Origin of the sequence: Streptomyces zinciresistens K42 (assembly GCF_000225525.1) — a bacterium.
Classification (GTDB): Bacteria; Actinomycetota; Actinomycetes; order Streptomycetales; family Streptomycetaceae; genus Streptomyces; species Streptomyces zinciresistens.
Genome location: NZ_AGBF01000003.1, coordinates 90,595 through 100,270 on the forward strand (window position 1 = coordinate 90,595; position 9,676 = coordinate 100,270).

Sequence of the window (9,676 nt, forward strand, 5' to 3'; positions counted from 1 at the left end):
CCGGAACTCACAGAGTGTTTCAAGGAGCTGGGGATAGTGGCTGAAGACGAAAAACTCCTTGACTACCTCAAGAAGGTGACTGCTGACCTGCGTCAGGCTCGTCGGCGACTTCGACAGGTGGAGGAGAGAGACCGGGAGCCCATCGCCATCGTGGCGATGAGCTGCCGGTACCCGGGGGGTGTACGCACTCCGGAGGAGCTGTGGCGGCTCGTCGCCGACGGCGGCGACGCCGTCGGCGAGTTCCCGCCCGACCGGGGCTGGGACGTGGACGGCTTCTTCGACCCGGACTCGGACCGGTCCGGCACCTTCTCGGTCCGCGAGGGCGGATTCCTGGACGCGCCCGGCGACTTCGACCCGGGCTTCTTCTCCATGAGCCCGCGGGAGGCGCTCGCCACCGACCCCCAGCAGCGGCTGCTGCTGGAGACCGCCTGGGAGGCGTTCGAGCGCGCCGGAATCGATCCGGCGTCGGTGCGCGGCAGCCAGGCCGGTGTGTTCGTCGGCGCCTCGCCCTCCGGCTACGGCGCCGGGGTGAGCGAGATGCCCGAAGGCGTGGAGGGGCTGCTGCTCGCGGGCAACGCCACCTCCGTGGTCTCCGGGCGGGTGGCCTACACCCTGGGCCTGGAAGGTCCCGCCGTGACGGTGGACACCGCGTGCTCGTCGTCGCTGGTGGCCCTGCACCTGGCCTGCCAGTCGCTCCGCCAGGAGGAGTGCTCGCTGGCCCTCGCGGGCGGTGTCGCCGTCATGTTCACCCCCAGCATGTTCGTGGAGTTCAGCCGCCAGGGCGGGCTCGCCCCCGACGGACGCTGCAAGGCGTTCGGCGCGGGCGCCGACGGCACCGGCTGGGCGGAGGGCGTGGGCCTGCTCCTCCTGGAGCGGCTGTCGGACGCCCGGCGCAACGGCCACGAGGTGCTGGCCCTCGTCCGGGGCTCGGCCATCAACCAGGACGGCGCGTCCAACGGCCTGACCGCGCCCAACGGACCGTCGCAGCGCCGGGTGATCCGCCAGGCGCTCAAGAACGCCGGCTTGACCCCCGCCGACGTGGACGCGGTGGAGGCGCACGGCACGGGTACGGAGCTGGGCGACCCGATCGAGGCGCAGGCCCTGCTGGCCACCTACGGCAAGGAGCGGCCGCAGGACAAGCCGCTGTGGCTGGGCTCGCTGAAGTCCAACATCGGCCACTCCCAGGCCGCCGCCGGTGTCGGCGGGGTCATCAAGATGGTGATGGCCATGCGGAACGGCGTGCTGCCGAAGACCCTTCACGCGGATGAGCCGTCGTCCCAGGTGGACTGGTCGGAGGGCGACATCCGGCTGCTCAACGAGCCGACCCCCTGGCCGGAGACCGAGCAGCCCCGCCGGGCCGGTGTGTCCTCGTTCGGCATCAGCGGCACGAACGCGCACGCGGTCTTGGAGCAGGCTCCCGCTGTCGAGGTGGTCGGGGAGGCCGCTGCTGAGGTGGTGGGTGGTCCGGTGGCGTGGGTGGTGTCGGGTCGTAGTGCGGCTGGTTTGCGGGCGCAGGCGGGCCGGTTGCGGGAGTTCGTGGTGGGGCGGCCGGAGCTGGGTGTTGCCGATGTGGCGTTTTCGCTGGCGGCGTCGAGGTCGGTGTTCGAGCACCGTGGGGTGGTGACGGGGGCCGGTCGTGAGGAGTTGGTGGAGCGGCTGGGTGTGCTGGCCGGGGGTGAGGTGGCGTCGGGTGTGACCTGTGGTGCGGCGGATGTGCGGGGCCGTTCGGTGTTCGTGTTCCCCGGTCAGGGGGCGCAGTGGCTCGGTATGGGTGTGGGGTTGCTGGAGTCTTCGCCGGTGTTCGCGGAGTCGGTGGGTGAGTGTGAGTCGGCTCTGTCGGTGTATGTGGACTGGTCGTTGACGGATGTGCTGCGGGGTGTGGAGGGTGCTCCGGGTTTTGACCGGGTGGATGTGGTGCAGCCGGTGCTGTTCGCGGTGATGGTGTCGCTGGCGCGGTTGTGGCGTTCGGTGGGTGTGGAGCCGGATGCGGTGATGGGTCACAGTCAGGGGGAGATCGCGGCGGCGTGTGTGGCGGGTGCGCTGTCGCTGGAGGACGCGGCGAGGGTGGTGGCCTTGCGGTCGCAGGCGATCGCGGCGGGCCTTGCGGGCCGTGGCGGCATGGTGTCGGTGGGCCTGCCGGTCGATGCGGTCAGGGAGCGCATAGCGGCCTGGGACGGCGCGATTTCGGTCGCGGCGGTGAATGGTCCGGGTTCGGTTGTGGTGTCGGGTGATGCGGGTGCGCTGGATGAGCTGGTGGTGCTGCTGGAGGGTAAGGGGGTGCGGGTTCGCCGGGTTCCGGTGGACTATGCCTCGCATTCGGCGCATGTGGAGGAGATCCGCGGCGAGTTGCTGAAGGTGCTGGCGGACATCGCGCCGCGCCCGTCGCAGGTGCCGTTCTACTCCACCGTGACCGGTGAGCTGGTGGACACGGCGGGTCTGGACGCCGAGTACTGGTACACGAATCTGCGGCAGACCGTCGAGTTGGAGGCGACGACCCGTGCCCTGCTCGGCAGTGGTCATGGCGTGTTCGTCGAGGTGAGTCCGCATCCGGTGCTCACGCTTCCGGTGCAGCAGACGGTGGAGGCCGCCGACGCGCAGGCGGTGGTCGTGGGCACGCTGCGGCGCGACGAGGGCGGTCTGGAGCGGTTCCTCACCTCCGCCGCCGAGGTGTTCGCGCGTGGCACCAAGGTCGATTGGCTCACCGTGCTGGAGGCCCGTGGCGGCCGCCGCGTCGAGCTGCCGACCTACGCCTTCCAGCGCGAGCGTTACTGGCTCGACGGGTTCGGCCTGCCACCCGCCGGCGGCGCGGCCGATGGCACCGACTCCGTCGACACGCGGTTCTGGGACACGGTGGAACGCCAGGACCTGGAGTCGCTGGCGGGTGCGCTGGCGGTCGACAGTGAGGCGCCGCTGAGCGCGGTGCTGCCCGCCCTGTCCGCGTACCACCGCAACAACCGCGACCGGTCCACGATCGACGGCTGGCGCTACCGGGTGACCTGGAAGCCGCTCTCCGACGTCCCCGACGGCTCGCTGTCGGGAACGTGGCTGGTGGTGGTTCCCGCGTCCCGTGCCGGGGACGAGCTGGTGGCGGAGGTCGCCTCCGGGCTGGAGCGGCACGGCGCGGGTGTGGTCCAGGTCGCGGCGGACGAGCGGCACCTCGACGCGGACGTGCTGGCCGAGCGGTTGCGCGAGGCGGCCGCGGAGACGCCCGAGCTGGGCGGTGTGCTCTCCCTGCTCGCCCTGGACGAGGAGCCCTGCCCGGGGTACCCGGCGCTGACGGGTGGCTACGCGCTGACCCTGGCGCTGGTACGGGCCATGGTCCGGGCCGAGATCCCGGCCCGGCTGTGGTGCGGTACGCGGGGCGCGGTGTCCGTGGGGCGCTCGGACCGGCTCACCAGCCCGACACAGGCGATGGTCTGGGCGCTGGGCCGGGTCGCCGGGCTGGAACTGCCCCCGCTGTGGGGCGGTCTGGTCGATCTGCCCGGGTCGCTGGACGAGCGCGCCGCGGAGCGGCTGGCCGGTGTGCTCTCCGTCGAGGGCGGCGAGGACCAGCTCGCGGTGCGCGGTTCCGGCGTCTTCGTACGCCGACTTGCGCGGTCCGCCCCGGCCGGCGGTGAGGAGGCGGCATGGCGGGCGCGTGGCACGGTCCTGGTGACCGGTGGCACGGGTGGGCTCGGCGGCCAGGTGGCCCGCTGGCTGGCCCGTACTGGGGCCGAGCACCTGGTGCTGACCAGCCGCCGCGGTCCGCAGGCTGAGGGCGCGGCGGAGTTGAAGGCGGAGTTGGAGGGGATGGGTGCCGAGGTGACGGTCGCCGCGTGTGACGCGGCGGACCGTGACGCGCTCGCCGCCGTCCTGGCGGCCGTGCCGGAGCACCAGCCGCTGACCGGGGTGGTGCACGCGGCGGGAGTCACGACCGCGGCCTCCCTGCTGGAGACGGAGCTCGCGGACGCGGCCCGAGTGGTGTCGGGCAAGGTGGCGGGCGCCGTCAACCTGGACGAGCTGCTCGGCGACCGTGAGCTCGACGCGTTCGTCGTCTTCTCGTCCATCTCGGGTGTGTGGGGTGGTGGCAGCCAGGGCGTCTACGGCTCCGGAAACGCTTTCCTGGACGCGCTCGTGGAGCAGCGCCGGGCGCGGGGTCTCGCCGGCACCGCCGTCTCCTGGGGCCCCTGGGCCGAGGGCGGCATGGCCACTCGGGACGACGCGGGGGAGCAGCTGGCGCGGCGTGGACTGCCCGCGATGGCACCCCAGTTGGCGATCGCCGCTCTGGAGCGCGCGGTGGCCGGTGACGACGGTGTGGTGACGGTCGTCGACGTGGACTGGGAGCGGTTCGCGCCCTCGTTCACCGCCGTCCGCCCCAGCCCGTTGCTGAGCGATCTGGACGAGGTCCGGGCGCTGGAGACCAAGGGCGACGGTGGCGAGAGCGCCGACGCCGCCGGGGCGCGACTGCGCGAGCGGCTCAAGCCGCTGACCGAGGGTGAACGGGACCGGGCGCTGCTCGATCTGGTGCGCAAGCACGCCGCCGCCGTGCTCGGCTACGCCTCCGCGGAGACGGTCGAGCCGCACCGGGCCTTCCGCGATCTGGGCTTCGACTCGCTGACCGCGGTCGACCTGCGCAACCGGCTTGCCGCGGAGACCGGTCTCGGCCTGCCCGCCACGCTGGTCTTCGACTACCCCAGCGCCACCACGCTCGCGGCGCATCTGCGCGGCGAGGTGCTGGGCGCCTCGTCCCCGGCGCTCGCCACCGGGTCCGGGGCGGTCGCCGGGGTCGGCGCGGACGGCGAACCCATCGCGATCGTCTCCATGAGCTGCCGCTTCCCCGGTGGGGTGCGCAGCCCGGAGGACCTGTGGCAGCTGGTCGAGAGCGGCGGTGACGCCATCTCGTCGTTCCCCTCCGACCGCGGCTGGGACCTGTCGGGCATGTACGACCCGGACCCCGACCGGCCGGGCACGTTCTACGCCCGTGAAGGCGGATTCCTCTACGACGCGGGTGAGTTCGACCCCGGCTTCTTCGGGATCTCGCCCCGTGAGGCCCTGGCCACCGACCCCCAGCAGCGGCTGCTGCTGGAGACGTCGTGGGAGGCGTTCGAGCGGGCGGGCATCGACCCCGCGTCGGTGCGGGGCAGCCAGGTCGGGGTGTTCGTCGGCTTCTCGGGATCCGGATACGGCACCAACCTGGAGACGGTGCCCGAGGACATCGAGGGCTATCTGCTGACCGGCAACGCGGGCAGCGTCGTCTCCGGCCGTCTCGCCTACACCTACGGCCTGGAGGGTCCCGCCGTCACGGTGGACACGGCCTGCTCGTCGTCGCTGGTGGCCCTGCACCTGGCCTGCCAGTCGCTGCGTCAGGGCGAGTGCACCATGGCGCTGGTGGGCGGCGTGGCGGTGATGGCCACTCCGATGGCGTTCGTGGAGTTCAGCCGGCAGGGCGGGCTGGCGCCGGACGGCCGCTGCAAGCCGTTCTCGGCCGCGGCGGACGGTACGGGCTGGAGCGAGGGCGCCGATGTGCTGCTGGTGGAGCGGCTGTCGGACGCGCGGCGCAACGGCCACCAGGTGCTGGGCATCGTGCGGGGGTCCGCCGTGAACCAGGACGGCGCGTCGAACGGTCTGACGGCGCCCAACGGCCCCTCGCAGCAGCGGGTGATCCGGCAGGCGCTGGCGAACGCCCGCCTGTCGGCCGCCGAGGTGGACGCGGTGGAGGCCCACGGCACCGGCACCTCGCTCGGCGACCCGATCGAGGCGCAGGCGCTGCTGGCCACCTACGGCAAGGAGAGGGACGGCCGCCCGCTGCTGCTGGGCGCGCTGAAGTCGAACATCGGACACACCCAGGCCGCGTCCGGACTCGCCGGCGTCATCAAGATGGTCATGGCGATGCGGCACGGCGTCCTGCCGCAGACGCTGCACGTGGACGAGCCGTCGCCGCAGGTGGACTGGTCGGCGGGTGAGGTGCGGCTGCTGACCGAGACCACGGCGTGGCCGGAGACCGGTCAGCCGCGCCGGGCCGGTGTCTCCGCCTTCGGCGTCAGCGGGACCAACGCGCACGCCATCATCGAGCAGGCCCCGTCGGACGCGCAGGACGAGCGACCTGCCGGGGTGGCGGAGCCCGACGAGCGTGGCGCTGCTCCGTGGATGCTCTCCGCCCGGAGCGCGGACGGGCTGCGCGCCCAGGCACGGCGGCTGCGGGCCCATCTGACGGCACGGCCGGAGCTGGGCCTGAAGGACGTCGGCTACTCCCTGGGGGCCGGCCGGTCGGTGTTCGAGCACCGTGCCGTGCTGACGGGCGCGGACCGTGCCGAGTTGCTGCACGGGCTGGCGGCCGTCGCCAACGGTGAGGAGGCCCCCGGGGTCGTGCGCTCGGTCGCCACTCCGGCGGGGATCACCGCGTTCCTGTTCTCGGGTCAGGGTGCGCAGCGCCTGGGTATGGGGCGGGAGTTGTACGACACCTTCCCGGTGTTCGCCGACGCGTGGGACGAGGTGTGCGCGCATCTGGACGTGTTGCTGGACCGTCCGCTGAAGGACGTGGTGTTCGCGGCGGAGGGCAGTGCGGACGCGGAGCTGCTGGACCGGACGGCGTTCACGCAACCGGCGTTGTTCGCGGTCGAGGTGGCGTTGTTCCGGTTGCTGGAGCACTGGGGTGTCACCCCGGACGTGCTGATCGGCCACTCGATCGGTGAGATCGCGGCGGCGCATGTGGCGGGGGTGTTCTCGCTGGAGGACGCGTGCACGCTGGTTGCGGCGCGTGGCCAGCTGATGCAGGCGCTGCCCGGGGGCGGCGCGATGGTGGCGGTGCAGGCGTCGGAGGAGGAGGTCGCCGGTTCGCTGGCCGGTCGTGAGGCCGAGGTGGGTGTCGCCGCGGTCAACGGCCCGGCCTCTGTGGTCGTCTCGGGCGACGAGGCGGCCGTGCTGGAGATCGCCGCCCAGTGGGAGCGGGAGGGGCGTAAGACGCGTCGCCTGCGCGTCAGCCACGCCTTCCACTCCCCGCGTATGGACGCGATGCTGGACGATTTCCGCGCGGTGGTCGAGGGGTTGTCGTTCGCTCCGCCCTCGGTTGCGCTGGTGTCGAATGTGACGGGCGGGGCTGCGGGCGCGGGCGAGGTGTGTGTGCCGGAGTACTGGGTGCGGCATGTGCGCGAGGCGGTGCGTTTCGCGGACGGGGTGCGGGCGCTCGGGGCTCAGGGGGTGACCGCCTTCGTGGAGGTGGGTCCTGACGGGGTGCTCTCGGCGATGGCGCGGGAGTGTCTGACGGGGGAGGAGGCATCGGCCTCGGTCGTCGTGCCGGTGCTGCGCAAGGACCGTCCCGAGACGGGGGCGTTGACGACGGCTCTGGCCGAACTCCACGTCCACGGCGTCACCGTCGACTGGGAGGCCCTGTTCGCGGGCCAGGACGTCCGCCGGGTCGAACTGCCGACGTACGCGTTCCAGCGGCAGCGCTACTGGCTGGACGCCCCCGAGAGCGACGGCTCCGCCACTCCCGCCGCCGCGGACTTGGTCGACGCCGGCTTCTGGGACGCGGTGGAGCGCGAGGACCTGGACGCGCTGACCACCGCGCTGCAGGTGGACGGGAACGCCTCGCTGACCGAACTGCTGCCCGCGCTGTCGTCCTACCGCAAGGGCCACCGCGAGCGGTCCACGGTGGACGGCTGGCGCTACCAGATCTCCTGGACCGCGGTGTCCGAGGTCTCGGAGCGGGCGCCGACCGGGACCTGGATGGTCATGGTTCCGCGGTCGCACGCCGACGACCAGCTGGTCACCTCCGCGGCGGCCATGCTGGAGCGGCAGGGCGCGGAGGTGACGCGGATCGTCCTCGACGGCGCGGCGGACATCGACCGTGCGGCGGTCGCCGAGCGGCTGCGCACGGTGGTCGGGGACACGCCCGACGCCCCCGTCGGCGGTGTGCTCTCCCTGCTGGCCCTGGACGAGGAGCCCTGCGCCGGGCACACGGTGGTGCCGCGCGGGCTCGCGCTGAACCTCGTCGTGCTGCAGGCACTCGCGGACGCCGGTGTCGAGGCCCCGCTGTGGGTGGCGACCCGAGGTGCCGTGTCGGTGACCGGGTCCGGCACCCTGCGCAGCGCCGCCCAGGCGCAGACGTGGGGCCTCGGCCGGGTCGCCGGCCTGGAACACCCCCGGCTCTGGGGCGGTCTGGTCGACCTCCCGGACACCCTCGACGAACGGACCGCGAACCGGCTGTCCGGTGTGCTGGGGGGCGGCGCCGGCGAGTTCGAGGACCAGGTGGCGGTGCGCACGTCGGGCGTGTTCACCCGGCGCCTGGTGCGGGCCGCCGCGCCGCAGACCGAGGTCCGGCCGTGGACCGCGCGGGGCTCGGTGCTGGTCACCGGCGGTACCGGGGGAGTGGGCGGCCAGGTTGCCCGCTGGCTGGCCCGTGCCGGCGCCGAGCACCTGGTGCTGACCAGCCGCCGCGGCCTGGCGGCCGACGGGGCCGCGGAACTGCGCGACGAACTCACCGCGCTGGGCGCGGAGGTGACCGTCGCGGCGTGTGACACCGCCGACCGGGAAGCCCTGGCCGCCGTACTGGCCGCCGTCCCGGAGCGGTATCCGCTGAGCGCCGTCGTGCACGCGGCGGGCGTCCTGGACGACGGCGTCCTGGACGCGATGTCGGTGGAGAGGATCGCCGGCGTGCTGCGTCCCAAGGTGGACGGGGCCCGCAACCTGCACGAGCTGACCGAGGGCCTCGACCTCTCCGCGTTCGTGCTGTTCTCCTCGCTCGCCGGAACCATCGGCGGCGCCGGACAGGGCAGTTACGCGGCGGCCAACGCCTACCTCGACGCCCTGGCGCAGCAACGCCGGGCCCGGGGACTGGTGGCCACCTCGGTGGCCTGGGGCCCGTGGGCCGAGGGCGGCATGGCGGTCGACGGGGCGCTGGAGGACCGGCTGCGGCGCGGCGGCATGGCCGCGATGACCCCGGAGCTGGCGGTCAAGGCCCTCCAGCAGGCCCTCGACCTCCAGGAGACACACCTGGCCGTCGCCGACCTCGACTGGGAGCGATTCGTACCCGCCTACACCGCCGTACGGGCCAGCCGCCTGCTGGACGAGGTCCCCGAGGCGCGGCGGATCCTGGACACCGCGCTCGGCGGCGGCACCGCCAAGCAGTTCGAGAACGATGGCTCGGAGCTGCGCGAGCGGCTCGCCGCGATGCCCGAGGCGGAGCAGGAACGCGCGCTGCTCGACCTGGTCACCGCGCAGGTGGCGATGGTGCTGGGCTTCGCGTCGGTGGAGTCGGTCGAGTCCCGGCGGGCCTTCCGCGAACTCGGCTTCGACTCGCTGACCGCCGTCGAACTGCGCAACCGGCTGGACGCGGCGACGGGCCTGCGCCTGCCCGCGACGATCGTCTTCGACCACCCGACGCCGGTGGCGCTCGCCCGCCGACTGCGTACCGACGTCGTACAGGACGGGGTCGCGGCGGCCGCACCGATCCTCAGCGAGCTGGACCGGATCGAAGCGGCGATGGCCGCGATCTCCGCCGACGACGTGGACCGGCCGAGGATCACCACGCGCCTGCAGACGCTCCTTCTGAAGTGGGGAGAGGCGGAACAGGAATCGCCCACCTCGGGCAAGAAGGCGGTTTCGGACAAGATCCAGTCGGCGACGTCGGACGAGATCTTCGACTTCATCGACAAGGAGCTCGGGATCTCCTGAGCCGGCGCGGTCGGATCCAGAGGTC

Annotated in this window: 1 protein-coding gene; it reads left to right on the forward strand. The window is 73.1% G+C overall.

What is annotated here, in order from left to right:
- Positions 1-36 precede the first annotated feature (36 nt).
- On the forward strand, positions 37-9,651 hold the full coding sequence (locus tag SZN_RS02255) for a type I polyketide synthase (RefSeq protein WP_043727603.1): 9,615 nt from the start codon (positions 37-39) through the stop codon (positions 9,649-9,651).
- Positions 9,652-9,676: the final 25 nt, after the last annotated feature.